The organism is Curtobacterium sp. AC273 (assembly GCF_979253735.1).
On sequence record NZ_CEEDDU010000009.1, the window covers coordinates 429,626 to 454,229 of the forward strand.

23 protein-coding genes and 8 pseudogenes are annotated in these 24,604 nt (G+C 72.2%); 14 read left to right on the plus strand and 17 right to left on the minus strand.

What is annotated here, in order from left to right; translation table 11 throughout:
* Window positions 1–5: 5 nt before the first annotated feature.
* Complete coding sequence (locus tag ACZ8AI_RS17425) at window positions 6–362, minus strand: VOC family protein (protein ID WP_071293556.1); 357 nt, start codon at window positions 360–362, stop codon at window positions 6–8.
* A gap of 57 nt (window positions 363–419) precedes the next feature.
* Between ACZ8AI_RS17425 and ACZ8AI_RS17430 the strand changes: the two genes are divergently transcribed.
* Window positions 420–827, plus strand: coding sequence for a Dabb family protein (locus ACZ8AI_RS17430; RefSeq protein ID WP_464859176.1), 408 nt, complete (start codon window positions 420–422; stop codon window positions 825–827).
* Window positions 828–851: 24 nt separating this feature from the next.
* Here ACZ8AI_RS17430 and ACZ8AI_RS17435 read toward each other — a convergent pair whose 3' ends face one another.
* From ACZ8AI_RS17435 to ACZ8AI_RS17445, 3 genes and pseudogenes are all read right to left on the minus strand, one after another.
* Entirely contained in the window at window positions 852–1,355 is a 504-nt protein-coding gene (locus ACZ8AI_RS17435; RefSeq protein WP_464859177.1) for a MarR family winged helix-turn-helix transcriptional regulator, read from the minus strand.
* Window positions 1,356–1,398: 43 nt separating this feature from the next.
* Window positions 1,399–1,962, minus strand: coding sequence for an MmyB family transcriptional regulator (locus ACZ8AI_RS17440; RefSeq protein WP_464859178.1), 564 nt, complete (start codon window positions 1,960–1,962; stop codon window positions 1,399–1,401).
* A gap of 148 nt (window positions 1,963–2,110) precedes the next feature.
* Window positions 2,111–2,254: pseudogene (locus ACZ8AI_RS17445) on the minus strand (transcriptional regulator); the annotation flags it as partial.
* Between the two features lie 86 nt (window positions 2,255–2,340).
* On the opposite strand from ACZ8AI_RS17445, the pseudogene ACZ8AI_RS17450 reads away from it, so the two are divergent.
* The 3 genes and pseudogenes from ACZ8AI_RS17450 (at window position 2,341) to pcp (ending at window position 3,878) form a co-directional block, all read left to right on the plus strand.
* Window positions 2,341–2,852 (plus strand): annotated as a pseudogene (locus ACZ8AI_RS17450) (SDR family NAD(P)-dependent oxidoreductase).
* Entirely contained in the window at window positions 2,849–3,157 is a 309-nt protein-coding gene (locus ACZ8AI_RS17455) for an SDR family NAD(P)-dependent oxidoreductase (RefSeq protein ID WP_464859179.1), read from the plus strand. Before ACZ8AI_RS17450 ends, ACZ8AI_RS17455 begins: the two are co-directional and overlap by 4 nt.
* 73 nt (window positions 3,158–3,230) lie before the next feature.
* Window positions 3,231–3,878, plus strand: a complete 648-nt coding sequence (gene pcp, locus ACZ8AI_RS17460; protein WP_464859180.1) for a pyroglutamyl-peptidase I — start codon at window positions 3,231–3,233, stop codon at window positions 3,876–3,878.
* 132 nt (window positions 3,879–4,010) lie between these two features.
* Here pcp and poxB read toward each other — a convergent pair.
* Window positions 4,011–5,736: pseudogene (gene poxB, locus ACZ8AI_RS17465) on the minus strand (ubiquinone-dependent pyruvate dehydrogenase).
* Between the two features lie 112 nt (window positions 5,737–5,848).
* On the opposite strand from poxB, the gene ACZ8AI_RS17470 reads away from it, so the two are divergent.
* Window positions 5,849–6,559: a phosphatase PAP2 family protein gene (locus ACZ8AI_RS17470; RefSeq protein ID WP_464859181.1), complete on the plus strand. Its 711-nt coding sequence runs from the start codon at window positions 5,849–5,851 to the stop codon at window positions 6,557–6,559.
* Window positions 6,560–6,813: 254 nt separating this feature from the next.
* Window positions 6,814–7,152: a hypothetical protein gene (locus tag ACZ8AI_RS17475; RefSeq protein WP_464859182.1), complete on the plus strand. Its 339-nt coding sequence runs from the start codon at window positions 6,814–6,816 to the stop codon at window positions 7,150–7,152.
* A 65-nt stretch (window positions 7,153–7,217) separates the two neighbouring features.
* On the opposite strand, the gene ACZ8AI_RS17480 is transcribed toward ACZ8AI_RS17475, so the two are convergent.
* On the minus strand, window positions 7,218–7,949 hold the full coding sequence (locus tag ACZ8AI_RS17480; protein WP_464859183.1) for an MFS transporter: 732 nt from the start codon (window positions 7,947–7,949) through the stop codon (window positions 7,218–7,220).
* 57 nt (window positions 7,950–8,006) lie between these two features.
* Between ACZ8AI_RS17480 and ACZ8AI_RS17485 the strand changes: the two genes are divergently transcribed.
* Window positions 8,007–8,459: a MarR family winged helix-turn-helix transcriptional regulator gene (locus ACZ8AI_RS17485; protein WP_464859184.1), complete on the plus strand. Its 453-nt coding sequence runs from the start codon at window positions 8,007–8,009 to the stop codon at window positions 8,457–8,459.
* Between the two features lie 250 nt (window positions 8,460–8,709).
* On the opposite strand, the pseudogene ACZ8AI_RS17490 reads toward ACZ8AI_RS17485, so the two are convergent.
* The 3 genes and pseudogenes from ACZ8AI_RS17490 to ACZ8AI_RS17500 form a co-directional block, all read right to left on the minus strand.
* Window positions 8,710–8,994: pseudogene (locus ACZ8AI_RS17490) on the minus strand (MerR family DNA-binding transcriptional regulator); the annotation flags it as partial.
* A gap of 43 nt (window positions 8,995–9,037) precedes the next feature.
* On the minus strand, window positions 9,038–9,496 hold the full coding sequence (locus ACZ8AI_RS17495) for an iron chaperone (RefSeq protein WP_464859185.1): 459 nt from the start codon (window positions 9,494–9,496) through the stop codon (window positions 9,038–9,040).
* A 292-nt stretch (window positions 9,497–9,788) separates the two neighbouring features.
* Window positions 9,789–10,148: a hypothetical protein gene (locus ACZ8AI_RS17500; protein WP_464859186.1), complete on the minus strand. Its 360-nt coding sequence runs from the start codon at window positions 10,146–10,148 to the stop codon at window positions 9,789–9,791.
* Between ACZ8AI_RS17500 and ACZ8AI_RS17505 the strand changes: the two genes are divergently transcribed.
* Window positions 10,138–10,983 (plus strand): MFS transporter, encoded by an 846-nt coding sequence (locus ACZ8AI_RS17505; protein ID WP_464859187.1) that lies wholly within the window; start codon window positions 10,138–10,140, stop codon window positions 10,981–10,983. The genes ACZ8AI_RS17500 and ACZ8AI_RS17505 overlap by 11 nt on opposite strands.
* A gap of 277 nt (window positions 10,984–11,260) precedes the next feature.
* On the plus strand, window positions 11,261–11,416 hold the full coding sequence (locus ACZ8AI_RS17510) for a hypothetical protein (RefSeq protein ID WP_464859278.1): 156 nt from the start codon (window positions 11,261–11,263) through the stop codon (window positions 11,414–11,416).
* On the opposite strand, the pseudogene ACZ8AI_RS17515 reads toward ACZ8AI_RS17510, so the two are convergent.
* The 6 genes and pseudogenes from ACZ8AI_RS17515 to ACZ8AI_RS17540 all read right to left on the minus strand — a co-directional run.
* Window positions 11,357–11,503, minus strand: a pseudogene (locus ACZ8AI_RS17515) (monovalent cation/H(+) antiporter subunit G); the annotation flags it as partial. The gene ACZ8AI_RS17510 and the pseudogene ACZ8AI_RS17515 overlap by 60 nt on opposite strands.
* Entirely contained in the window at window positions 11,500–11,826 is a 327-nt protein-coding gene (locus ACZ8AI_RS17520; protein WP_464859188.1) for an MrpF/PhaF family protein, read from the minus strand. The gene ACZ8AI_RS17520 and the pseudogene ACZ8AI_RS17515, both read right to left, overlap by 4 nt.
* A complete protein-coding gene (locus ACZ8AI_RS17525; RefSeq protein ID WP_464859189.1) occupies window positions 11,823–14,108 on the minus strand; it encodes a Na+/H+ antiporter subunit D in 2,286 nt (761 codons plus the stop codon). Before ACZ8AI_RS17525 ends, ACZ8AI_RS17520 begins: the two co-directional genes overlap by 4 nt.
* Window positions 14,105–14,515 carry a Na(+)/H(+) antiporter subunit C gene (locus ACZ8AI_RS17530; protein ID WP_464859190.1) on the minus strand — a complete coding sequence of 137 codons (411 nt, stop codon included), beginning with the start codon at window positions 14,513–14,515 and terminating at the stop codon, window positions 14,105–14,107. The genes ACZ8AI_RS17525 and ACZ8AI_RS17530 overlap by 4 nt, the downstream gene beginning before the upstream one ends.
* Window positions 14,512–17,424, minus strand: a pseudogene (locus ACZ8AI_RS17535) (Na+/H+ antiporter subunit A). The gene ACZ8AI_RS17530 and the pseudogene ACZ8AI_RS17535 overlap by 4 nt, the downstream one beginning before the upstream one ends.
* Window positions 17,425–17,476: 52 nt before the next feature.
* Window positions 17,477–18,190, minus strand: coding sequence for an SDR family NAD(P)-dependent oxidoreductase (locus ACZ8AI_RS17540; RefSeq protein WP_464859257.1), 714 nt, complete (start codon window positions 18,188–18,190; stop codon window positions 17,477–17,479).
* Between the two features lie 190 nt (window positions 18,191–18,380).
* Between ACZ8AI_RS17540 and ACZ8AI_RS17545 the strand changes: the two genes are divergently transcribed.
* The 5 genes and pseudogenes from ACZ8AI_RS17545 to ACZ8AI_RS17565 all read left to right on the plus strand — a co-directional run bounded on the left by ACZ8AI_RS17545 (window position 18,381) and on the right by ACZ8AI_RS17565 (window position 22,731).
* Window positions 18,381–19,604: an SDR family oxidoreductase gene (locus ACZ8AI_RS17545; RefSeq protein ID WP_464859191.1), complete on the plus strand. Its 1,224-nt coding sequence runs from the start codon at window positions 18,381–18,383 to the stop codon at window positions 19,602–19,604.
* Window positions 19,529–19,813 carry an FCD domain-containing protein gene (locus ACZ8AI_RS17550; RefSeq protein WP_464859192.1) on the plus strand — a complete coding sequence of 95 codons (285 nt, stop codon included), beginning with the start codon at window positions 19,529–19,531 and terminating at the stop codon, window positions 19,811–19,813. Before ACZ8AI_RS17545 ends, ACZ8AI_RS17550 begins: the two co-directional genes overlap by 76 nt.
* Window positions 19,814–20,143: 330 nt before the next feature.
* Window positions 20,144–20,458 (plus strand): hypothetical protein, encoded by a 315-nt coding sequence (locus tag ACZ8AI_RS17555; protein WP_464859258.1) that lies wholly within the window; start codon window positions 20,144–20,146, stop codon window positions 20,456–20,458.
* A 272-nt stretch (window positions 20,459–20,730) separates the two neighbouring features.
* A pseudogene (gene rlmC, locus ACZ8AI_RS17560) lies at window positions 20,731–21,881 on the plus strand (23S rRNA (uracil(747)-C(5))-methyltransferase RlmC).
* Between the two features lie 334 nt (window positions 21,882–22,215).
* Window positions 22,216–22,731: a transglycosylase family protein gene (locus tag ACZ8AI_RS17565; protein WP_464859193.1), complete on the plus strand. Its 516-nt coding sequence runs from the start codon at window positions 22,216–22,218 to the stop codon at window positions 22,729–22,731.
* 545 nt (window positions 22,732–23,276) lie between these two features.
* On the opposite strand, the pseudogene ACZ8AI_RS17570 reads toward ACZ8AI_RS17565, so the two are convergent.
* Window positions 23,277–23,900 (minus strand): annotated as a pseudogene (locus ACZ8AI_RS17570) (LCP family protein); the annotation flags it as partial.
* Window positions 23,901–24,125: 225 nt separating this feature from the next.
* Window positions 24,126–24,539 carry a MarR family winged helix-turn-helix transcriptional regulator gene (locus tag ACZ8AI_RS17575; RefSeq protein WP_464859194.1) on the minus strand — a complete coding sequence of 138 codons (414 nt, stop codon included), beginning with the start codon at window positions 24,537–24,539 and terminating at the stop codon, window positions 24,126–24,128.
* Window positions 24,540–24,604 lie beyond the last annotated feature (65 nt).

Consider the following 24,604-nt stretch of genomic DNA (forward strand, 5'->3'; position numbering starts at 1 on the left):
TCGCGTCAGCCCTGCGGCGGCGAGTAGAGCTGCAGGTCGTTGCCCTCGCTGTCCTTGAACGGGACGATCTTGCCCCACGGGTGCTCGCTGATCTCGCCCTGGAACTCGGCGCCACGCGACCGCAGGTCGGCGACCTCGTCCTCGATCGAGCCGTCCGGCTGGAACGAGACGACCGCGCCGCCGTCGCTCGACGCCGATGCGGACTCGCGGCCGTTCAGACCGATCCGCAGGCCGTTCGCGTCGATCTCGCTCCAGTCGTCGGACTCGCTGGCGACCTCGAGACCGAGCGTGTCGCGGTAGAACGCGACCGCTCGCTGCATGTCGCTGACCGGGACCCAGACCGCTGCCACTCCACTTGCCATGGTGATTCCTCTTCCGATGTGTCGGTTGTCGTTCGCGGTGGACGCTAGGAGCCGCGGATGTGCACGGACACAGGGGTGGTGGTGTCCCCGAACGCGATGCCGGGGCTCGTGGCACGATCGGCTGCGGACCCCGAGCGCGGGTCCGGACGCATCGACGGGGAGCAGCACATGGCAGGCGTGACGCACGTGGTCCTGGTGACGTGGGAGCCGGGGACGGACCGAGCGAGTGAGGCGGACGCCGTCGTCGCGGAGCACCTCGCCCGCATCGACGGCGTCGAGGACGTCCGGTCCGGCACCAGCGTCAGCACCGAGGGGCTGGAGGGTGGCTTCGACTGGATGCTCGTCGTGCGTTTCCGCGACCGCACGGCGTTGGCGGGCTACCTGCCGCACCCCGAGCACCGGCCGGTCGCGGAGTTCATCGGCGCCGCCAGCGACCGCGTGGTCGTCTTCGACGTCGAGGACTAGCGCCGCCGGCGTTCGCTGCCGTGCTCAGGCGCGCTTGCGCCGCGGGCAGGCCGAGCGCGGCGGGATCGTCCGCATGTGGTCCCGCACCCGCCCGAGGACGTCCGCGAGCACCCCGACGTCCTGCGCCGAGAGCGGGTCGAGGAAGAGCTGCCGGAGCACCTCGACGTGGCCGGGGAACACCCGCGCCAGCACGTCGCGCCCCGCGTCGGTGATCGTCACCGTCACGCCGCGCTCGTCGTCGGCCGACGGGCTCCTCGTCACGAGCCCCGCTTGCTCGAGCAGTCCGACCTGGTAGGTCAGGCCGCTGCGGCTGTAGACGACGCCGTCGGCCAGGTCCGTCATCCGTCGGCTACCGTCCGCGGCGTCGCCGAGTGTGGCGAGGAGCTGGAACTGCACGTAGCTCAGCCCGCCGGCCTCCTTCAGCTGCTGCTCGACGGTGTGCCGGAGCAGGCTGCTGACCTCGATGAGGGCGAAGTAGGCGCCGAGCTCGGCGGGGTCGAGCGGCGGTGCGGAGGCGTCGTCGGACATGCAGCGATCCTACGGTGCTCCGAATTCGAAGCGGCTCGAGGCGTCAGCGGGAGTGGGCCTGGGCCGCGCCGAGTACACCGAGGAGCGCGAGGGCGTCGGCGTCGGGCGAGCCGACCGGTGCGGTGTAGAGCACCAGGAACTGGTCGTGGTCGGTCAGGGCGAGGCTGTCGCAGTCCACCGTCACCGGGCCGACCGCCGGGTGCCGGAAGGTCTTCGAGAGCACGGGAGCGGTCTGCACGTCGTGCCGTTCCCACAGCTCGGCGAACTCCGCGTTGCCGGTCCGGAGCTCCTCGACGAGGCCGGTGACGACGGGGTCGGACGGGTAGCGCGTCAGCGTGGTGCGGAGCTGCATCACGACGTGCCGGCGGAACTCTGCACCGTCCGAGATGCCGTACGGCGGATCGGCAGGGAACGACGAGCCGACGGTGGGGAAGGCCTGCCGGGCGAGGTTCCGTCCGGCGCGGTCCCGGGCACCGAAGTCCTCCATGAGCGCCGCGGCGAGGTCGTTCCAGGCGAGGACCTCGAAGTCCGCCGAGAGCACGATCGCCGCGGTCTGGGGAAGCCGCTCGATCACCGCCAGGATGCTCGGGCGGACGTCGCGGCGCACCGCGCCGGCGTGCAGCGCGGCCGTGCCGGCGAGCAGGTGCAGGTGTGCCGACTCGGAGTCGGTCAGGCAGAGGGCCTCCCGTGATCCCGGCGAGCACCTCGGCGGAGGGCCTCGGCGCGCGGCCCTGCTCGAGCCGCACGTAGTACTCGGTCGAGATGTGGGCGAGGACCGCCACCTCCTCGCGTCGGAGACCCGGCGTCCGGCGACGGGGACCCGACGGCAGGCCGACGTCCTCCGGCCGGACCCGCTCGCGTCGGGATCGGAGGAACGCGGCGAGTTCCTGCTTGTCCATACGCCGAGTCTGCCGCGTCCGAGCCGCCGGACCCTGGTACCGGATGTACCTGGTTCCGGCGTCGCGGTACGGGCGACGCTGACGACATGACCAACGAGACCACCCCGAACTCCTCTCCGATCGGCCTGCTCACCGGCAAGGTCGTCCTCATCACCGGCGCGAGCCGTGGCATCGGCGCTGCAGCCGCCCGCCTGTTCGCCCGAGAAGGCGCCGCGGTCGTGCTCGCCGCACGGACCACCTCAGCACTCGAGGCCGTCGTCGCCGACGTCGGGCTGCGGGCGGCACGGCCGACGCGGTCGCGCTCGACCTCGCCGATCCCGCGAGCATCCGCGCCGCCGTCGCGCACGTCGACTCCCTGCACGGACGCCTCGACGGTGCCTTCAACAACGGTGCGGCGATCCAGCAGCCCGGGCCGCTCGACACCACGAGCGACGACGACCTCGACACGCAGTTCGCGGTGAACTTCCGCGGGCACTGGGTCGCGATGACCGCCGAGGCCGACCTCATGCGGCGGACGGGTGGTGGTGCGATCGTGAACACGTCGAGCATCGGGAGCCGCCGCGCGAGGACCCGGCACTGCCGGCGTACGGCGCGATGAAGCGGGCGCTCAACAGCATCACCGAGACCGCCGCCGTGACCTGGGCCCCCGAGGGCATCCGGGTGAACGGCATCACCCCCGGTGGCACCGCCACCGAGATGATCGACGCGTGGGAGGCCGCGACCCCGGGGATCGTCGAGCAGATCAACGCGTCGGTCCCGCTCGGGCGGATGGCGGAGCCGAGCGAGGTCGCCGAGGTCGCCGCGTGGCTGCTCAGCGACCGGGCGTCCATGGTGACCGGCGCGATCGTGCCGGTGGACGGCGGCGCCGGCGCCCTGAGCAGGCACCGCGGCTCGCGATGGTGACGATCTGACGAACGGGAGGCGCGGTGCGGGCCCGACCCGCGCCTCCCGTCCGTCTGCTCCGTACGATGGGACCGTGGCTGCCGCGACCGAACCGACCGTCCTGCTGACCGCCTTCGAGCCCTTCGGCGGTGACGCCCGGAACCCGTCGTGGGATGCCGCGGAGCGGCTGGCCGCGGCGTGGGACGGGCCGGCGACGCTGGTCGTCGAGCAGCTGCCGGTCGTCTTCGCCGAGGAACGCTCCCGGCTCGCCGGTCTCATCGCGAAGCACCGGCCGTCCGTCGTCATCGCGACGGGTCTCGCTGCCGGACGGGCCGCGGTCACGCCGGAGCGCATCGCGATCAACGTGATGGACGCACGGATCCCGGACAACGCCGGAGCGCAACCGATCGACGAACCGATCGACCCGTTCGGCGCGCCCGCTGCCTTCTCCGGCCTGCCGATCAAGCGGATCGTGCGGGACGTCCGGGCCGTCGGCATCCCCGCCGCCGTGTCCAACACCGCCGGCACGTTCACCTGCAACCAGGTGTTCTACGAGCTGATGTCCTTCGCCGAGCGCGAGGGCTTCCGGGCCGGGTTCGTGCACGTGCCGGCGACACCGGACATCGCCGGGGACGGGCCGTCGCTCGAGCTGGAGCAGATCGTCACCGCCCTCGACGCCGTCGTCCGGGCGTCGATCGACCCGTCGCCGGACATCGTCGAGCAGGGCGGCGCCGAGTCCTGAGGCCTGGGCGCTACTGCTCCGCCCCCGCACTGTCTGCCGCTCCGCCCCCGCAAAACGCAACCCTGGCGGTTGCTCGCAGCGCTACTCCGCTGCGAGCAACCGCTGGCGTTACGTTTTGCGGGGAGGGGGCGCTCAGATGAACTGGCGGAAGTTGGTCGACGCGAGGTCGAGCAGCTCGTCGCCGCGGCCGGACAGCACGGTGCGGATCGCGTAGAGCGTGAAGCCCTTCGCCTGCTCGAGCGTCACCGCCGGCGGCATCGAGAGCTCCTGCCGGTCGGACTTCACCGAGACGAGCGCCGGGCCGTCGTGTGCGAGCGCCGCCGCGAGGGCGTCCTCGAGCTGGTCGGACTCGTCGACACGGAAGCCCGCGATGCCGATCGCCTCGGCGACCTTCGCGAAGTCCGGGTTCTGCAGCTCGGTACCGAAGTTCACGAACCCGGCGGCCTTCATCTCGAGCTCGACGAAGTTCAGCGACGAGTTGTCGAACACGACGATCTTCACGGGCAGCTTGTTCTGCACGATGGTGATCAGCTCGCCGAGCAGCATCGTCAGGCCGCCGTCGCCCGCCATCGCGACGACCTGGCGGTCGGGGTGCGAGGTCTGCGCGCCGATCGCCATCGACACCGCGTTCGCCATGGTGCCGTGCACGAACGAGCCGATGAGGCGCCGGTCACCGTTCATCGTGAGGTAGCGCGACGCCCACACCACGGGGGAGCCGACGTCCGGGATGAACACGGCGTCCTGCGCGGCGAGCCGGTCGAGCACCCGGGCGACGTACTGCGGGTGCAGCGCCTTGTGCTTGCCGGCGGGCACGGCCAGGTCGTCGAGCTTGGCGCGGGTCTTCGTGTAGTGCCGCCGGGCCTCTTCGAGGTGCTTGGTCGGGTGCGAGCCGGTGAGCAGGGGGATGAGGGCGAGGGCGGTGTCCTTGACCGTGCCGACCAGGCCGATGTCGACGGGGTGCCGCCGACCGAGCTGGGAGCCGCGGATGTCGACCTGCACGTGCTTCGCCTTCGCGGGGAAGGAACTGCTGGTACGGGAAGTCGGTGCCGAGCATGAGGACCACGTCGGCATCCTCCATCGCGCGGTACCCGGAGGCGAAGCCGAGCAACCCGGTCATGCCGACGTCGTACGGGTTGTCCCACTCGATGTGCTCCTTGCCGCGCAGGGCGTGCACGATCGGGGCCTGCAACCGTTCCGCGAGGGCGACGACCTCGTCGTGGGCACCGGCGACGCCGGCACCGGCCAGGATCGTGACCTTGTCCGCGCCGTTGAGGAGCTCGGCGGTGCGCTGCAACTCGGCCTCGCTGGGCAGGATGCGGGGCGTCGCGCGCTCGATCCGGGCGACGCGGTCGTGCTTCGCCTCGGCCAGCAGGACGTCGCCGGGGATGACGAGGACCGCGACGCCGCGCTTCTCGATCGCCTCGCGCATCGCGATCTCGAGCAGGCGGGGCATCTGCGTGGGGTCGGCGACGTACTCGACGTAGACCGAGCACTCGCGGAACAGCTCCTGCGGGTGGGTCTCCTGGAAGTACCCGGAGCCGATCTCGGCCGTCGGGATGTGCGCGGCGATCGCCAGGACCGGCACGCGCGAGCGGTTCGCGTCGTACAGACCGTTGATCAGGTGCAGGTTGCCCGGGCCGCAGCTGCCGGCGCAGACGGCGAGGTTCCCGGTCAGTTCGGCCTCGGCGGAGGCGGCGAACGCGGCTGCCTCCTCGTGCCGGACGTGCTCCCACCGGATCGACCCGTCCTTGCGGAGTGCGTCGGTGAAGCCGTTGAGGGAGTCCCCGGGGAGACCGTAGATCCGCTCGACGTGGTTCTCGCGGAGGGCGGCGACGATGTTCTCGGCAACGGTTGTCATGCACTCGTGTCTAGTCGCGGAAGCCGGTACTCGCATCGTCGCTGAGTGCTCTCGGATCGACGAGCACCGATCTCCAGGTCGCCACCGGATTCGGGTCTGCGACGATGAGCGGATGTCCGACGCCGCGATCCGCCCCCCGCCGACGATCGAACGACGTCGACGGGATCCTCCTCCGAGCCGGTACCCGCTCGCGTCGATCGCGCTCGCCGTCGCCGCCGTGATCGTCATCACGATCGTCGGGTTCACCCTCGGCACGGTCGACATCGGACTCTCGAAGGCGCTCAACACCCTGCACACCGGGGCGATCGGCGCGTTCTCGGACGCGGTCTACCACGTGATCAGCCCCGGACCGGCGATCGGCATCACGGTCGTGGTCGTCGTGGTGATCTGGTGGCGCGGGCGCGACCTCCGTCCGGCGCTGGCGTTCGGCGGCACGATCGCGATCACGTGGGTGCCGTCGGCGGTCGTGAAGGAGATCGTGCACCGGGCGCGGCCCGACGTCGCCGTGCTGCCGCACCCGTTCCCGGTGCAGCCCGACCCCGGCTACCCGAGCGGCCACACGGTGTACATCACCGCGTTCGTGGTCGCGCTCATCTGGCTCCTCCGCGAGACCCGGTGGCACCGGCTGGTCCTGACGCTCGGGACGGTGGCGATCGTGGTGGTGTTCTTCGCGGTGACGATCGACGCGGTGCACTACCCGACCGACGCGATCGCCTCGATCCTGTGGGCGCTGGCCGTGGCTCCGGGCGTGCGTGTCGTGTGGGTGGACTGGCTGATGCCGCGGATCCCGTTCCTGCGCCCCCGGGCGGCCCGGACGGCCTGACCCGGCCGGCCCGGCCGGCCGGTCCGGTCGGCCCGCGCTGCCCGCGCCGGTCCCGCCCGCGCGGCCCCGAGTTTCGCGGTGAGCGACAGTTCTCGCGGCGCCGACCGCGAGAACTGTCGCTCAGGCCGAAACTCGCCCCCGGCCTCAGGCCGCGCGCGCCGCGCGACCCCGCGCAGCGACCAGCGCCAGCACCGCGATCACCGCGGCGGCCAGCATCACGATCGCGAGGCGGCGCCGCCGTCGTCGACCCGCCGATGCTCACGAGCGGCGAGACCAGTGCGGCCAGCCCGAACTGCAGCGCACCGAGCACCGCCGAGGCACTGCCCGCCGAGGACGGCACCGCGCCGAGGGCCAGCGCCGTCGCGTTCCCGAGCACCAGCCCGAGCGACCCCACCGCCGTGAACAGCGGCACCGCGAGCCAGAACTCCGGCGCCCCGGTGGCGACGAGGAGCCCGAAGGCCACGGTCGACGCGAGCACGAGGACGATGCCGAGCGTCAGCACGCCGACGACCGAGCGGGTGGCGGTGAGCTTCGCCGACAGGACGCTGACGCCCATGAGCGCCAGGGCGTTGAGACCGAACGCGACCCCGTAGCCGACCGTCCCGAGGCCCGAGCATGTCCTGGTACAGGAACGGCGAGGCGGAGATGTACGCCATCATCACGGCGAACGCGAAGCCGAACACGGCGGTGTAGCCGAGGAACGTCCGGGAGCGGAGGGCGCGCAGCGGCGACCCCGGTCCCTGCCGTTCGGCGCGGAGGGCATCGCAGTGCGAGCGCACGTGGGTCTCCCGCACGACGGCGAGCACGGCCACGAGCATGAGGACCGACAGTCCGAGCACGATGCCGAGCAGCCCCGCCAGCCGATCGGCCCGGTGAGCAGTCCGCCGAGCAGCGGTGCGACGACCGGGGCGACGCCGCCGACGATCATCATCAGCGAGACGCACGGGCGGCCGGCTTGCCGGTGGCGAGGTCCGAGATCACCGCGCGCCCGATGACCATGCCGGCGGCACCGCCGAGGCCCTGCAGCAGGCGGGCGACGACGAGGACCCCGACGTTCGGGGCCAGGACGGCGGCCGCGCTCGCCGAGCACGCAGAGCACCGCGCCGGCGATGAGCGGCGGCACGCGGCCGAACCGGTCGGAGAGCGGACCGAACACGAGCTGCCCGGCGGTGACGCCGACCAGGAAGGCGGTGAGGGTGAGCTGGACCGTCGTCGCCGAGGCCTGCAGCTCCCCGGTCATCTGCGGGAAGGCCGGCAGGTAGAGGTCCGTCGCGAAGGGCGCGACGGCGCTGAGCAGGCCGAGCACGAGCAGGAGTCCCGTCGTGATGCCCTGCTGGCGGGTCGTGGGAGGCGCGGCGTGCGCGCGGATGGTGCCGGTGTCCGTCGTCATGATTATGAAATCACAACTCATTGCCGACGCCGGTACAGTGACGACATGGAACCCGCGGTGTCCGACGACCTCCTCGCCGAACTCGCCGACGTCGTGCTCCGGATCTCGCGGGAGGTCGACCCGAACGGCGCGCGCGTGCTCGACATCGTGCCGCTCACCGGCACCGAGGCCCTCGTGATGCGCTGGGTGGACCGGAACCCCGGATCCACGCCGAGTGCGGTGGCCGAGGCGACGGCCCTCAAGCGCAGCAACCTCAGCGTCGCGGTCGGATCGCTCGTCGCGAAGGGCATGGTCGAACGCCGTCCCGCCCCCGAGGACGCCCGTACCGTCCAGCTCTTCTCGACCGAGCTCGCCGGGCAGAGCATCGCCCGCCTGCACGCACACTGGGCCGAGCTGCTGCGCGCGCGCTCGCCGGGGACGAGCGCGGCGTCGACGCCACGTTCGCGCTGCTCACGCGGGTCGACGCGAACCTGCGTGACGCGGGCCACTGACGGTGGACGCACCCGTTGACGGCCTGGAGGCGCGTGGCGGGCCCGCACCGCGCCTCCAGGCCGTCAGCTCGGTCGCCTCCGACACCTCGTCCGCGATCGGCAGCAACCGGCGGGCTCCGTGCCCCTCCGCGCCCAGGGCGTCTCCCGGGTTCATCACCAGGCAGGCGTTGAGCGAGACGCACCCGCAGCCGATGCACTGGTCCATCTCGCGCTGCAGCCGCTCGGAGTTCGAGCTGGCGGGCACGCAGCCGAGCACGCCACCGCTCGTTGAGCCGCTCCCAGTCCCGCAGCGAGGGCATCCGGTCGGACGGCAGCGCCTCGAACTGCTCCGCGACCTCGCTGAGGGGGATGCCGAGCCGCTTGGCGACCTGGATGATCGCGATGCGCCGTTCGACGTGCCGCGGGTACAGGCGGGTGCCGCCGGCCGTGCGCTCCGGGTGGATCAGGCCCTTGCGCTCGTAGAAGTGCAGGGCGGAGGCGGCGACTCCGGTGCGCTCGACCACCTCGCCGATCGTGAGCAGGTCGGTCGGTCGCGGGGGCTGGATCTCGACCATGGTCGAGATCCTGCGACCGGCACCGCCCCGGAGTCCGCAAGCGTCAGGCGACCGCTCGTCGGATCAGGTCCGCGACCGTGGCTTCGTCGCCGTCCGAGAACTCCGGCGTGATCGCCCACGAGGTCGGCCAGAACGACCCGTCGTCGAGGCGAGCGGGGTCCTGGAACCCGAGCGTCGAGTAGCGGGCCGTGAACTTGGCGGCGTCCTGGAAGAAGAACACCACCTTGCCGTCCTTCGCGTACGCGAGCATGCCGTACCAGAGCCGCGGTGCGAGCTCGGGAGCGGCATCGAGCGCGATCCGGTGGATCCGTTCCGCGAGACCCCGGTCCGGCTCGGGCATCTCGGAGATCTTGTCGACGACGGCCTGGGCATCGGCAGCAGCCTTCTCCGCCTTCGTGCCCTTCGTGCTGCGCGCCCGCTTCACCTCGGCGGCGTGCTCCTGCATCGCGGCACGCTCCTCGTCGGTGAACGTGCCCTCGGTCTGCTTCGTGGTGGCCATCATCGCGTCCTCTCGGTCGGTGTGGTCCCATCGTGCCGCCCGGACGCTCCGACTGCTTCTCCGATCCTGCTCGGGTGCCGAACGGTCGCCGCTGGTACCCTGGCCGGGCTCCACCAACACGCAGTGTGTATCTACCGGCCGCCGGCTCCCCGGCGGACAACGGCGGCACCCGATGGGTCCGCCCCCTCCAGTCCGGCGGGCCGAGAAGGCACACCTCATGCTCCACCCGCACTCCACCACGTCCGTCCCCGCTCCGCACACGGGGTCCTCAGGACCCACCGGAGCCGCAGACCGATCACTGGTCGCCCTCGCCGGCCGCTGGTACTTCCCGATCGCGTTCGTCGCCCGGCTCCCCTTCGCGATGATGGTCGTCGGCGTCCTCACGCTCGTCGTCTCCGCACGCGACTCGGTCGCCCTCGGCGGCGTCAACTCCGCGTCCGTCGGCATCGGCGCGGCGGTGTTCGGCCCGATGATCGGCGCCGCGGCCGACCGCTTCGGGCAGCGCCGCGTTGCTCGTGCCCGTCGGGCTGGTGAACGCCGCGCTGCTCGGGCTCTTCCCGCTCGTCGTGACGGGGTCCGCGCCGGACCTCGCCGTGCTCGCGATGGCGTTCTGCATCGGGGCGTCCGCGCCCCAGGTCGCGCCGATGTCCCGCACCCGGCTCGTCGCGATCATCCGGCAGCGGATGGCTCCGGGCCGTCGCGAGCGGGTCACGAGCGGCACCATGGCGTACGAGTCCGCCGCCGACGAGACCGTGTTCATCATCGGGCCGTTCCTGGTCGGCATCCTCGCCAGTGCGATCGCCCCGTGGGTCGCCGTGGCCGGCGCCTCCGCCCTGACCTTCGTGTTCGTGACCGCCTTCGCCCTGCACCCGACGGGCAAGCTCGCGATCGGTCACCGCGACGACCTCGTGCAGGCCCCGCGCGCGAGCTCCTCCGCCCCCGGCTGGTCGTCGTCGTGCTCGGGATCCTCGGCATCGGCCTGTTCTTCCGGGTCGACGCTGACGTCGCTCACCGCGTTCATGGAGACCCACGGCGAGTCGTCGCAGGCGGGGCTCCTCTACGGCCTGATGGGCATCGGGTCGGCCGGCCTGGCACTCGGCTCCGCGGCGTTCCCGCGCGGGTTCGCCCTCGGCTGGCGCTGGCTCGTGTTCGGCGTCGTCCTGCTCGGGGGTGCCGTCGCGTTCGCGCAGGCCGACTCGGTGCTCGCCGTCGGCGTCGTGCTCGGCGTGATGGGCATCGGGATCGGACCGACCCTCGTCGCGCAGTACAGCCTCGGGTCGGACCGGTCGCCGGTCGGTCGTTCGGCGACGACCATGACGATCCTCGGTTCCGCGGTGATCGTCGGGCAGTCGATCGCGTCGGCGGTCACGGGCGACCTCGCCGAACAGCACGGGACGGGCGCGGCGATGCTGCTGCCGGCAGTCTCGGCGGCGGTCGTGGTGCTCGCGGCCGTGGCGAACCTGCTGCTGCCGCGTCGCGCCGCGGCCTGACCACCCGCGTGGCGCCCGTGACCCGACCACCCGCGCATCGCGCCGCGGCCTGACCACCCGCGTCGCGCCCGTGACCCGACCACCTGCCGGGGCGGGGGCGCGTGGCGGACGCGCACCGCGCCTCCAGGCCGGCACCGCACCGGCACCGACGTGACCCGAGGCGCGTCAGGACTCGGTGTCGTCGACCAGCAGGTCCTCGTGCCGCAGGTCGTCCGACCGCAGCCCCGCCCGCGCGATCATGTGCGTCGACACCGGCACCAGGAACAGCTGGAACACCATGATCGGCAGGACGACCCACAGCGCCGTCCACGTCCACGGCCACGACGATCGCCGCGAGGGCGAACGCCAGCCCGAGCACCTGCGGCTTCGCCATCGCGTGCAGGCGGACGAGCGGGTCCGGGAAGCGGACGATGCCGACCCCGGCTCCGAGTGACAGCACGGCCGCGACGAGCAGGAGCCCGAGCGCGATCCACGCCCGGACGCCCGCGCCGTCGATGAAGCCCTGGATGGTGTCGATCACGAGCGGTCCTCCGGTGTCGTGGCCGTCGGTCCGTCGTCGGAGGGGTCCGACGACGGCGTGACGGCCCGGGCGACCGCGATCGTCGCGAAGACGCTGGTCGCGGCGATGACCACGAGCACGGGGATGCCGGTCAGGTCCTGCCGGACGACCATCGCCGCCCCGATCACGATCAACGCCGTGGTCAGCACCATGTCCGAGCCGATCATCCGGTCGAGGATCGTCGGACCGCGCACGATCCGGAACACCGCGAGTCCGAGCGCCACCCCGAGCAGCGCGAGCACGAGGGCGATGCCGATCCCCATCACGACCACCGCGGCGCTCACCGGGTCACCGCCGGCAGCGGCTCGGACAGTTCGGAGACGTCCTGCTTCGACCCGAGGGCACGGATGACCAGGGCCTCGATGCCGAGCGCCTCACGCCGCGCGGCCTCGACCTGCTCGGCCCGCTCGGTGTCGAGCACATGCAGCAGCAGCCGCCGCCGGCGCAGGTCGACGTCGGCGACGTACGACCCGGGCACGAGCGAGATCGCGAGGGTGGCCAACGTGAAGGTCATCTCGGAGGTGGTGTGCATCTGCACGAGGGAGATCGAGCTGCGACGAGCCCCGCGCGGACGGAACGCGACCCAGGCGACCCGGAACGAGGCACGACCACGAGCCCGGCCCAGACCAGCAGGAACCAGACGAAGTGCGGGATCGAGAACCGCGCCGAGAGCGGCACCGGCGGCAGCAGGAGCGCCTGGGTCACGAGCAGCGCGACGACGATCCCGCACAGGAGCGTCAGCGGCGTCCACGACCCCCAGAGCAGCGCCCACAGGATCGTCAGGCCCGCCACCAGCGGCACGTCGTACCGCCACGCGACGGCGATCCGGCGTGCGTTCGTGATGCGACGCGTGCTGTCGGAGGATCATCGCGTCCCTCCGAGCACGGCCTGCACGTAGCGGTCCGGCGACTCGAGCGACTCCGCCGCGCGGGTGGCGTAGCCGTACAGCGGGCCGGCGACGACCGTCAGGGCGACGGAGCCGAGGACCGCGACGGTCGTCACGCCGACGAGCATGCGCGGCAGCTTCACCCGGGTGGGTGCGTCCCCGACGCCGGCCTGCGTGTCCGTCGAGGCCGTCTCCGGACTGGAGGCGCGGGTCGCGTGGGGTGCATCGGTGACGGTGGTCAGAGCCGCCCGGGTGGTACGCCTCGCCGGTCTCCTCGGACACGGTCAGCGGTGCGGGTTCCGGGGAGCGCAGGTGCGCGTGCGGCTCGGCGGCGGTCACGTGCGGAGCGGCGGCCTCGGCCGCCGGCTTCGGCCGCCAGAACGCGGCGTCCCAGACGCGCATGAGCGCGTAGAGGGTCAGGAGGCTCGTCACGACCCCGGCGCCGATGGTCACGTACGCCAGGGGTGAGGCCGTCCTCGGCGGCGGCGCGGAACAGCCCGAGCTTGCCGATGAACCCGGAGAACGGTGGGATCCACCCAGGTTGAACGCCGGGATCAGGTAGAGCGCCGCCAGGAACGGAGCGGCCTTGAGCAAGCCGCCGAGCGACCGCGTCGAGGTGGTCCCACCGACGCGCTCCATCAACCCCGACACCAGGAACAGCGTCGTCTGCACGACGATGTGGTGGACCGTGTAGAACACCGCGGCCGCCGTCCCCGCGACCGTGCCGAGCCCGACGCCCATCACCATGAAGCCGATGTGGCTGATGAGGGTGAAGGACAGCAGCCGTTTCACGTCGGTCTGCGAGACGGCTCCGAGCACGCCCACCACCATCGTCAGCACCGCGACGATGAGCAGCACGGTGTTGAGCTGTAGTCGGGGGAAGATGATCGTCTCGAGGCGGATGATCGCGTAGATGCCGACCTTCGTCAGCAGGCCGGCGAACACCGCGGTGACCGGCGCCGGGGCGGTCGGGTACGAGTCCGGCAGCCAGAACGCCAGCGGGAACACGGCCGCCTTGATGCCGAACCCGATGAGCAGCATCGTGTGCAGGAGCAACTGCACGTGCTCCGGCAGGCCGGCGACGCGCTCGCTGATCTGCGCGATGTTCACGGTGCCGGTCGCGCCGTACACCAGGCCGATGGCGGCGAGGAAGATCGCCGACGCGATGAGGCTCGTCACGATGTACGTCGTGCCGGCCCGGACGCGCTGCTCGCTGCCGCCGAGGGTGATGAGCACGTAGCTCGCCACCAGGAGCATCTCGAACGCGACGTAGAGGTTGAAGGGGTCGCCCGCGATGAACGAGTCGAGGACCCCGGCCGCGAGCACGAGGTAGGTCGGGTAGAAGATCGTGACCGGTGCCTCGCCGTCGTCCGCTGCGAGCCCCTGCCCGATCGAGAACAGCAGGACGATGAGGAGCACGCTCGCGCTCACGGTGAGGAGCAGGGCGCTCAGCCGGTCCACGACGAGCGAGATGCCGTACGGAGCGTCCCAGCCGCCGACCTGCACCACGATCGTGCCGTGCTGGTCGACCAGGACCATGAGGGTCGCGGCGACGGCCAGCGCCACCACGAGGACCACGACGGTGATCGCGCGCTGCAACTTCTGGTGACGGAGGAGTCCGAGTGCGACCGCGGCGCCGAGCAGCGGGACGAGGACGAGGAGCGGGACGAGCCAGGTCATCGGGTCGCCTCCTGTTCTGCGTCGGTGGTGGTCTCGGGGTCGTCGTCGGCCGGTTCGTCGCGGTCGCGGCCGATTGCGCGGTCGGCTTCGTCGACCTCGACCTCGTCGGCGCGGGACAGCTTCCAGGAGCGGTGGATGAGTGCCAGCAGGAACGCGCTCACCGCGAAGGTGATGACGATCGCGGTCAGGGCGAACGCCTGGGGCAGCGGGTCGGTGATGCCCTCGGACGTCTTGCCGATCGGCGGCTTGCCCGCGGCTCCGGACATCGTCAGGAGGAGCAGGTTGAGGGCGTTGCCGAGCAGCAGGAACCCGAGCAGCATCCGGGTCAGAGACCGTTCGAGCAGCAGGTAGACCCCGCAGGAGAACAGGACCGCCATCGCGATGACGAGGACCAGGGTGACGGTCATACCGCGCTCCCTTCCGGCGTGGGCGCCTGGGCGTTGTCGTGCGGTGAGGACTCGGTGGTGTCCCGGGTGGGGGTGGAGGCGTCCTCGAGGCGCTGCCGGTCCACTTCGGCGCCGAGGCTGCGGAGCACGTCGAGCACCAGGCCGACGACCACGAGGTAGACCCCGATGTCGAAGAACGTGGCGGTGACGAACTCGACGTGGCCGAGCACCGGCACCGTGGCCTCGAAGAACTCCGAGTACAGGGCGTCCTTGCCGAAGAACATCGGCACGATCGCCGTGATGGCCGCCGTCGCGACACCGAGCCCGAGCAGCCGACCCGCACGGACCGGAGCCGCGGCGCCGAGCTCCGCCGGCCCACCGGCCAGGTACCGGGCCGCGAGCGCGATGCCCGCCACCAGGCCGCCCGCGAACCCGCCGCCGGCCGCGTTGTGCCCGGCGAACAGCAGGTAGACCGACAGCACGATGAGCCCGTGGAAGAGCAGGCGCACGACCACGTCGAGGAGCGCCGAGCGGCCGGTCGGGATCGCCGCGCTGGTCGGCAGCCAGGCGCGCGGCTCACCGTCCGGGCGGTGCTTGTCGCCCGAGACGGTCGAGGCCAGGTCGCGGAGCCGGGGGAGCGTGTCCTCGCGGGAGTTCACGAAGATCAGGCTCGCCACCCCGGTGGCTGCGGCGACGACGACCGTCAGCTCGCCGAGGGTGTCCCAGCCGCGCAGGTCGACCAGCGCCACGTTCACCACGTTGAGTCCGTGCCCGAACAGAGCTCGTCAACGCCGGCAGGTCCGGCCAGAGCGGCTCGGCGGTCCGAGGCCGACGCGGCGACCACGACGACGACCGCCAGGGTCAGCCCGGCGAGCCCGGCGAACAGCGCCCGGACGACCCGGAAGCGCGAGGGGTTCGTGGTGGCGATCCGCGGGGGAGCCGGCGGAGCACGAGCACGAACGCGATGAGCGTCACCGTCTCGACCACCATCTGCGTCAGGGCCAGGTCGACGGCGCCGTGCAGGACGAACAGCACGGACATGCCGTAGCCGGTCACCCCCACCAGGACGGCCGCCGCGAACCGAGTCTTCGCGGTGAGGACGGCGATCGCGGCGATCGACATCACGACGACGACCGGGATCTGCCCCCACGAGTCGGCGAACCGGACGTGGAACGCCCAGGGGCCGCCGACCGCCAGGTTCACGAGCGCGCCGGCGACGAAGACCGACAGGATCACCGTCAGGTAGTAGGGGAGCGAGCCGCGCTGGACGCCGGCGGTCAGACCCGTCGCCACCCGGTCCAGCCCGCGCATCAGGTGCCGGTAGGTGCCCGATGCGCTGGGGAAGCCCGCGAGCCGGTGCTGGACGGCCTCGACCGGACGGCGCAGCGCGAAGAGCGCGAGGCCGCCCACCAGGGTCACGGCAGACAGGCCGAGTGCGGGCTCGAGCCCGTGCCAGAGTGCGAGGTGCGGGACGGCCTCGCCCGGCAGGGCTGCTGCGCTCGCCGCGGGCTCGATGCCGTGCGCGACGAGCGGGGTGAGCAGACCGAGGGCGAGCCCGGTGAGGGCCAGCACCGACGGCACGACACCCAGGCCGTGCAGCCGGTGCGGCTCGGCTTCGGTGACACCGGGCTTCCGGGCGAAGGCGCCCCAGAGGAAACGGAGCGAGTACGCCACGGTGAGGACCGAGCCGATCGTCACGCCGACGAGCGCGAACCAGGCCCACCCGGCGTCCGGCCCGTGCAGCGCCTCGACGAAGCCGGTGAGCACGGCCTCCTTCGCGACGAACCCGAAGGTCGGCGGGATGCCGGCCATCGAGAGGAGCGCGAGGACGGCGACCACGGCGAGCCACGGGCGCTTCCGTCCGAGGCCGCTCAGCCGTGCGAGGTCACGGGTGCCGGTCACGTGGTCGACCGCCCCGACGACGAGGAACAGCGTCGACTTGAACGCCGCGTGCGCCACGAGCAGGACCACTCCGCCGAGAGCGACCGCCGGCGCTCCCCACCCGGCGGCGAGCACGAGGAACCCGAGCTGGGCGACCGTGCCGTACGCCAGCAGCAGCTTGAGGTCGGTCTGCCGGAGTGCGCGGTACCCGCCGACGAGCATGCCGAGCACGCCGAGCAGCGTGATCGTCTCGCGCCAGCCGTCGAGGAGCGCGAACGCCGGGGCCAGCCGGGCCACCAGGTAGATGCCGGCCTTCACCATCGCGGCGGCGTGCAGGTAGGCGCTGACGGGCGTCGGCGCGGCCATCGCCGCGGGGAGCCAGAAGTGGAAGGGGACGATGGCCGACTTCGTCAGGGCGCCGAGGAGCACGAGGACCACCGAGACGGAGACCACCGTGCCCGAGGGCGGGTCCGCGACGATCCCGGAGAGCGAGGTCGTGCCGGCCGTGACGGACAGCACGACGAGTCCGGCGAGCATCGCCAGACCGCCCGCGGTCGTGACGACGAGTGCCTGCATCGCGGCGGCGCGGCTCGCCCGCTTGGCGGCGTCGTGGCCGATGAGCAGGTACGAGAAGACCGTCGTGGCCTCCCACAGCACGAACAGCACGATGACGTCGTCGGCGACGACCAGCCCGTACATCGAGCCGGCGAACGCGGTCAGGACCCCGGCGAACCGGCCGAGCGCGGGTTCGCGCGGCTCGAGTACGACGCGCAGTACACGAGCACGAGCGCGCCGACCACGGAGACCACGAGGGCGAGCACCCACGACAGCGCGTCCATCCGCAGGGCGATCGCGAGGTCGAGCTGCGGCACCCACGTGAAGCGCTCGGTGACACCACCGTGCAACGCCTGGCCGGTCTGCGCGACCGTGAGGACCGCGGCGGCGGCCAGGGCGAGGGCTGCGACGTAGAAGACGCGACGGCCGAGGACGGGGGTCAGGGCGGGGACGATCAGGGCGACGATCGCGAACGCGACGAGGACGATGACCATCGGGCACCTCCTCGGGGTCGGGCTGCAGTCCGGCTCACTGGGCCCTCACAGCTTACGGAGAAGGCCCTTGTACGGAACCTGAGTAACCGGAAAGGCCTGAGGGCCCGTGGAGGGTGTCAGCGGCCGTGCGCGCGCGGGGGATCTGCGTGGCCAGCTTGCCGCCGGAGACGTCGAGCAACGTCCCCGTGATGTACCCGGCGGCGTCGCTCGCCACGAACACCAGCAGGTCGGCGGCGTCGTCCGGTGACTCCCACCGGCGCAGCGACAGGGTGTCGAGCAGGCGGTCCTGTGCCTCGGTCGGCATCGTCGCGAACCCGTTCATCGCCGTCGGGACCATGCCCGGCGCGTACGCGTTGACGGTGACGCCCCACGGGCCGAAGCTCCGATGCCAGCACCCGCGTGAACGAGACGACCCGCAGCCTTGGACGCCGCGTAGGCAGCGCTGCCGACGCTCGGGATGACCGCGGCGAACGAGGCGGCGTTGATGATCCGCCCCCCGCCCCGCGGCCTGCATCACCGGAGCGACGGCGTGGCTCATCAGGAAGGTGCCGCCGAGGTTCACGTCCATGCACCGGCGCCAGGCGTCCCACTCGAGCTCGGCGACGGTGCCCTCGACGTTGATGCCGGCGTTGTTCACGAGGACGTCGATCGTGCCGTGGCGGGCGACGACCTCGTCCACGGCGGCCCGCACCGAGTCCAGGTCGGCGACGTTGCAGACGACGTGGTCGATCGAGTCGGTGGTGGAGGGGTCGTCGTCGAACGCCAGGTCGAAGGCGACGACCCGACACCCCTCGGCGGCGGAAGCGTTCGGCGATCCGGTGACCGATCCCGCGCGCGGCGCCGGTGACGATCACCACCCGGTCGGTCAGGTCGAGGTGCATCGGTGCTCCCGTCGTCGAGGCCACGGCGTTGCGGCCTTGATTAGGCATACCATTCAAGCATGGCGGATCAGCGTGTTGCTCTGGATCACCGGTGCGGGAAGCGGCGTAGGGGCGGCGGTGGCGACCGCCGCGGCCGGAGACGGGTGGACGGTGGTGCTCAGCGGGCGCCGCGCCGACCGGCTGGAGCAGGTCGCAACGGCGATCCGGGCGGCGGGCGGCACCGCCGACGTCCTGCCCCTCGACGCGGGGGACCAGTCCGCGGTGGCCGACGCCCGTGATGCCGTGGCGCGGCGGCACGGGCGACTCGACGGACTCGTCCTCGCCGCCGGCCTGAACGCACCGCGGCGACGCTGGGACGACCAGTCCCTCCCCGACTTCCGCGCGATCGTCGACACCAACCTCACGGCCGTCGTCACCGTCGTCGACGCCGCACTGCCGGCGCTCCGCGAGTCCGGCGGCGTGGTCGTCGTGGTGTCGTCGTACGCGGGCTGGTCCTTCCAGCCCGGCGCCGGTGTCGCGTACTCGGCGAGCAAGACCGCGCTCGGGTCCGTCGTCCGGACGCTCAACCAGCAGGAGGCCCCGCACGGCGTCCGTGCCACCCACCTGTGCCCCGGCGACGTCGCCACCGACTTCCTCGACCAGCGTCCGTCGGTGCCGGACGCCGCCGCACGATCGGTGATGCTGCAAGCGGGAGGACATCGCCCGGACGGTGTCCTTCGTGCTCGAGGCCCCGCCGTACATGCGCGTCGACGAGCTCGTGGTCAGCCCGGTGTCCCAGCGGTGACGAGCACCTTCGACCGGGTGCGGGACGAGCTCGGCAGTGCCATCGTCACGGGCGTCCTGCCGACGTGGCACCGGGACAGCATCGACGGGTTCGTCGTCCGGACGAGGCGCCAGCCGCAGCATCGTGCGCGAGGCCGTCCGTGTCCTGGTCGGGTGCGGGCTCCTGTCCGCGCGACGCCGGACCGGACTCCTCGTGCATCCGCCCGGGGCGTGGGACGTCACCGATCCGCTCGTGCTCGGCTGGCAGCTCGCCGGACCCGACCGCGACCGGGTCCCTCTCCGAACTGCGAGCCGTGCGCCGTGCGGTGGAACCCGCCGCCGCGGCGGCCGCCGCCGAGACCGTCTCGACAGGCCGTGTCCTCCGGCCGCGCGCGCCCGGTCCCCTGGCGGACCTGGTCACACCCGACCCGCTCGTCGAGCTGCTCGCGAGCGCGACCATCATGTCGGAGTGGACGGACGCGGACGACGCGGCCACGTTCCTCCTGGCGGACCTCCAGCTCCACCGGAGTCTGCTGACGCTGTCCGGCAACGCGTTCTTCATCCGACTGGGGCGGGTCACCGCCCGCGCACTCGACGAACGCGCGAGCATCCGCCCGGACCTGCACGACGTCGGACTGCACGTCCGGCTGGCCCACGCGGTGGCGGACGGCGATGCCGCCGTCGCGGCGGCGACGATGACGGAGATCATCGACCGCACCGACGTGGTGCAGCCGCCCGTCGCGTAGGGCTCCGCGAGCATAGGGTCGAGGGGTTCGAAGGAGAGCACATGCCGTTCACCGACCTCGTCCCCGACCCCACCGCGCTGGAGCGGGTCACCACCGGCAGCACCTGGGCGGAGGGCCCGTGCTGGATCCCGGCCAGTCGCACCCTGCGGTGGTCGGACATCCCCGGCGACCGGATCCTGCAGTGGCACGCCGACACGGGCGCCGTCGACGCGTACGCCGAGGGCGTCGAGTTCACGAACGGCCGGACGCTCGACCGCGACGGCAGCGTGGTGCAGTGCTCGCACGGGCTCCGCCGGGTGGAGCGAGACCGCGACCGGGGTCGTCACGCCGATCGTCGACGTGTGGAACGGCGTCCGGTTGAACTCCCCGAACGACGTCGTCGTGGCGCGGGACGGCAGCGTCTGGTTCACCGACCCGGCGTACGGGATCACCCAGCCGCGCGAGGACACCCCGGTGAGCGCGAGTACGGCGACCACTGGGCGTTCGTGTGCGGCCCCGACGGCGAGGACCTCCGGCCGGTCGCGGTCGACCTCGACGAACCGAACGGGCTGGCCTTCGACCCGTCCGAGCGGCTGCTGTACATCGCGAGTTCGTCCGGCGAGGAGCCCGTCATCCGCGCCTACGACCGTGACGGCGTCCGGCTGAAGAACGGCCGGGTGTTCGCGCGGCTCGAGCCGGGCGAGGGCGCGCCGGACGGTATCCGCGTCGACGTGCACGGCAGCGTGTGGTCGTCGTCGCACCGGGGCGTCGTGGTCTTCGACCCGTCGGGCGAGCGGATCGGCGAGGTGGCCGTCCCCGAGGTGACGTCGAACCTGTGCTTCGGCGGTGACGACGGCACGACGCTGTTCCTGACGGCGACGACGTCGGTGTACCGGATCGCCCGACGACGCGGGACGCTGCCGTATCCTGACTCGGCCATGCAGTGCGACTACTTCGACCGCGGGGTGTGCCGCTCGTGCACGCTCATGGGGCAGCCGTACGCCGACCAGGTCCTCGACAAGGAGATCCGGACGCGTGAGCTCCTGCGCGAGGCGGTCGACGCGGCGGGCGGCCCGGGCGCGGTCGAGTGGCTGCCGGCGATCACCAGCCCGGAGTCCGGCTACCGCAACAAGGCGAAGATGGTCGTCGGCGGGACCCTGCAGCGACCGACCGTGGGGATCCTCGACCACCGGCAGCGCGGGGTCGACCTGCGCCACTGCGGCATCTGCACGCCGGGCATCCGGCACGCGCTGCCGATCCTGGCGGACTTCATCGCGGACGCTGGCCTGATCCCGTACGACGTCGCCGCACGTCGTGGCGAGCTGAAGTACGTGCTCGTCACCGAGTCGCCCGACGGTGAGCTCATGGTGCGCTTCGTCCTGCGCTCCGAGGGCCAGCTGCCGACGCTCCGACAGCACCTCGACGCGCTCCGCAGCGTCCTGCCGCAGGCGGTCGTCGTCACCGCGAACCTGCTGCCCGAGCACAAGGCCGTGACCGAGGGGGAGCGCGAGATCGTGCTCACCGAGCAGGAGACCCTGTCGATGCGGCTCGGCCCGGTCACCATGCACCTGCGGCCGCAGGAGCTTCTTCCAGACCAACACCCACGTGGCGACGGAGCTGTACGCGCAGGCGTCGGCGTGGATCGACGAGGTGGCCCCCGAGTCGATGTGGGACCTCTACTGCGGGGTCGGCGGCTTCGCCCTGCGCCGCGCGCCCCGGTCGGGCCGTGACCGGTATCGAGACCAGCCGCGAGGCCATCCGGTCCGCGAAGCAGTCCGCGCGCGAGGCCGGCCTGACGGACGTCCGGTTCACGGCGGACGACGCGACGGAGCACGCGCTGCGGTCCCGCCCCGGCGCGACACCGGAGCTGGTCCTCGTGAACCCGCCACGGCGGGGGATCGGCGAGGCGCTGTCGACCTGGCTGGAGGACTCGGACGTGCAGCACGTCGTCTACTCGAGCTGCAACCCCGTCACCCTGGCGAAGGACCTGGCCCGGATGCCGTCGCTGCGCCTGCGGCGCGTGCGCGTGCTCGACATGTTCCCGCAGACGGGGCACCTCGAGGCGGTCACCCTCCTGTCCCGGGGGTGACCGGCAGGCGGACGGGAGGCGCGCATCCCGGCTGCCACGTGCCTCCAGTCCGTCATTGCCAGGGAACTGCCAAGGTGGCGTACCCGGGTACGTCGCGATCACCATGGCCATGGGCATCGCGGCGTACAGGAACACCGGTGGGGTACATAGCACTCCTGGGTAGAACCGTTGGTCTCGGTTTGATAACAGTCAAGAGTTTCCTATGGTGGCCGACCGAGGCGCCCCGGCACGAGACCACTGCCCCCGGAGGCGCACCCCCCACGACTCGACCCTGACCGGTCGGGGCGGGCAGTGGCCGCCGTTCTCCGGCGCGTGGTCCCGGTGGAGCACCAACATGAAGAAGCTTTCTCGTACCCGCACCATCGTCGGTGGCATCGCGTTCGCCGGCCTCGCCGCGACCGGTGTCGGCCTCGCCGCAGCCCCCGCGAACGCAGCCTCCGGCTCGACCTGGGACGCCCTCGCGCAGTGCGAATCCGGCGGCAACTGGGCCATCAACACCGGCAACGGCTACTACGGCGGCCTGCAGTTCAGCCTCGGCACCTGGCAGGCGGACGGCGGCGCGGGCAGCCCGGCCTCCGCGAGCCGTTCCGCGCAGATCGCCGTCGCCGAGCGCGTCCTCGCCTCGCAGGGTTGGGGCGCCTGGCCGGCCTGCTCCGCGAAGCTCGGCCTGAGCGGCACCGCCGGTGCGGCCCCGCAGGCCGCGGCTCCCGCGCCGGCACCGGCACCCGCTCCGGCCCCCCAGGCCGCTGCTCCGCAGCCGGCCGCCCCGCAGGCTCCGGCCGCGCCGCAGGCCGTGCCGCGCAGGCTGCTCCGGCCGCCCCGGCTGCGCCCGCGAAGCCGGCCCCGGTGAAGACGAGCGGCAAGACCTACAAGATCGTCTCCGGCGAGACCCTCGACAGCATCGCCACGAAGCTGAACATCGACGGCGGCTGGAACAAGCTCTGGGCCGCGAACACGTCGACGATCGACAACGCCGACCTGGTGTACGCCGGTCAGACGCTGCAACTCCCGGCCTGACGCCCGAGCGCATCGCACGCACGACACCCCCCGCGACCCATCGGTCGCGGGGTGTCGTGCTGTCCGGGGCGCTACTGCGGGTTGTCGGCCAACCACCCCGCCACTTCGTCGGAGCGGAGCGCGCTGGGAGAGTGACTGCACCGCGAGCGTGTTGAGGTTGACGATCGACTGCCCGCCGGGAGAGGTCCCGGTGCCTGCCGTGGGCATCGTGAACGTGGTGAGGTCGGACGACCGGACGTCACGGAGCGACCACCCGAGGCTGACGAGCGTCGGGAAGGTCAGGCCCTCGTCGACCGAGAGGTACTTGCTCGTGGCGGTGACGAAGTCCTGGATGCGGCCCGGGTTCGTGGCGGTCCCCTTCGACAGGACGCCGTCGAGGATGCCCCGCATGAACGCCTGCTGGTTCTGCACGCGGGTGTAGTCGGCGTCGGCGAAGGAGTACCGCTCGCGGACGAACGTGAGGGCTGCATCGCCGTCGAGGCGGTTCGGCCCGGCGGTGTACGAGTGACCGCGAGCGGTGAACGCCTTCGGGGAGTCCACGGTCACACCCCCGAGGGCGTCGGTCATCCCCGTGAAGCCCGCGAAGTCGATCTCGGCGACGTGGTCGACCCGGACGTCGAGGAGCCGCTCGACCGTCTGCACCGTCAGCGGGACCCCGCCCACGAGTACGCGGCGTTGATCTTCGCCATGCCGTGGCCGGGGACGTCGACCCACAGAGTCACGCATGATCGACATGAGGTACACGGTCTTCCGGTCGGCCGGGACGTGCGCGAGCATGAGCGTGTCGGAGCGGCCGCCGCCGGCGCCGTCGTGGTCCGGGTCGTACCCGGACCGCGAGTCCGACCCGATGAGCAGGATGTTCTCGGCACCGTCCGTCGCCGCCGGTCGTGAGCCGGAGGAACAGGTCGGCGATGACGTCCTTGCCGGCGTCGTAGCTGCGGGCGAGCCCCCCCCCCCCCCCCCCCCCCCACCGACGAAGACGCTGGCGACGACGGCGATCACCGTGGCGATGCCGACGAGGGAGCCGAGGGTCGCGACGAGTGCGACGAGCGCCGGGCGCCGGCGCTTCCGGGGGCGCTCCGGGGGAGTGGTGGGGGGTGTGTGCTGCGGCCGCTGCGCGCGGCTGCTCGGCGCTCGGACATCGGGGCTCCTGCGGTCGGATCGAGTCGCGTCGGACCTGACGCCGACCGATCCAGCAACGCATGTGATATGTTAATCGCGAGCAGTTCAGTCGCGTGAGGGGCGACCGCGTTCGAGCAGGGCGGCCAGTGCTCCTCGGAGTGCGGGGTCGTCCGGCAGGACGTCGCGTTCGATGTGCCGCGCGGTCTCCCGGGCCAGGCGCCCGTGCTCGGTCACCGTCACGATCCGCCGCCGCCGGTCGTCGGGGTGCGGCGAACGCTCGACCAGGCCGTCCCGCTCCATGCGTTCGAGCGTGCGGGACATCGTCTGCGGCTGGACGCGTGCGGTCCGCGCCAGGGTGTCGGCACCCGTGGGTCCGGTGCGGATCAGGATGTCGATGGCGATCAGCGCGGCGTGCGGCAGCCCGATCGCCCGGAGTCGTTCGTCCCAGTCCCGTTCGACGGCCCGTGCCGCGGCCGAGAGGAGGCGGCCGAGGGGCCAGCCGTCGGGGGCGTCGTCCATGGGGCGAGTCTACGGGCGGGCATCGTGTGGGCCCGTCTAGTAATCAGCATGCTGACTATTGGAGT

Bases quoted from the DNA above. Each gene is read 5' to 3' on its own strand.
- ACZ8AI_RS17430 (WP_464859176.1), top strand. From the start codon at position 420: ATGTGCACGGACACAGGGGTGGTGGTGTCCCCGAACGCGATGCCGGGG.
- ACZ8AI_RS17525 (WP_464859189.1), bottom strand. From the start codon at position 14,108: ATGACCTGGCTCGTCCCGCTCCTCGTCCTCGTCCCGCTGCTCGGCGCC.
- ACZ8AI_RS17435 (WP_464859177.1), bottom strand. From the start codon at position 1,355: ATGTCCGACGACGCCTCCGCACCGCCGCTCGACCCCGCCGAGCTCGGC.
- ACZ8AI_RS17505 (WP_464859187.1), top strand. From the start codon at position 10,138: ATGTCCCGCACCCGGCTCGTCGCGATCATCCGGCAGCGGATGGCTCCG.
- ACZ8AI_RS17550 (WP_464859192.1), top strand. From the start codon at position 19,529: ATGTCGGAGTGGACGGACGCGGACGACGCGGCCACGTTCCTCCTGGCG.
- ACZ8AI_RS17470 (WP_464859181.1), top strand. From the start codon at position 5,849: ATGTCCGACGCCGCGATCCGCCCCCCGCCGACGATCGAACGACGTCGA.
- ACZ8AI_RS17530 (WP_464859190.1), bottom strand. From the start codon at position 14,515: ATGACCGTCACCCTGGTCCTCGTCATCGCGATGGCGGTCCTGTTCTCC.
- ACZ8AI_RS17425 (WP_071293556.1), bottom strand. From the start codon at position 362: ATGGCAAGTGGAGTGGCAGCGGTCTGGGTCCCGGTCAGCGACATGCAG.
- ACZ8AI_RS17480 (WP_464859183.1), bottom strand. From the start codon at position 7,949: ATGACGACGGACACCGGCACCATCCGCGCGCACGCCGCGCCTCCCACG.
- ACZ8AI_RS17565 (WP_464859193.1), top strand. From the start codon at position 22,216: ATGAAGAAGCTTTCTCGTACCCGCACCATCGTCGGTGGCATCGCGTTC.
- ACZ8AI_RS17475 (WP_464859182.1), top strand. From the start codon at position 6,814: ATGCTCACGAGCGGCGAGACCAGTGCGGCCAGCCCGAACTGCAGCGCA.
- ACZ8AI_RS17495 (WP_464859185.1), bottom strand. From the start codon at position 9,496: ATGATGGCCACCACGAAGCAGACCGAGGGCACGTTCACCGACGAGGAG.
- ACZ8AI_RS17455 (WP_464859179.1), top strand. From the start codon at position 2,849: ATGAAGCGGGCGCTCAACAGCATCACCGAGACCGCCGCCGTGACCTGG.
- ACZ8AI_RS17510 (WP_464859278.1), top strand. From the start codon at position 11,261: ATGATCGGCAGGACGACCCACAGCGCCGTCCACGTCCACGGCCACGAC.
- ACZ8AI_RS17575 (WP_464859194.1), bottom strand. From the start codon at position 24,539: ATGGACGACGCCCCCGACGGCTGGCCCCTCGGCCGCCTCCTCTCGGCC.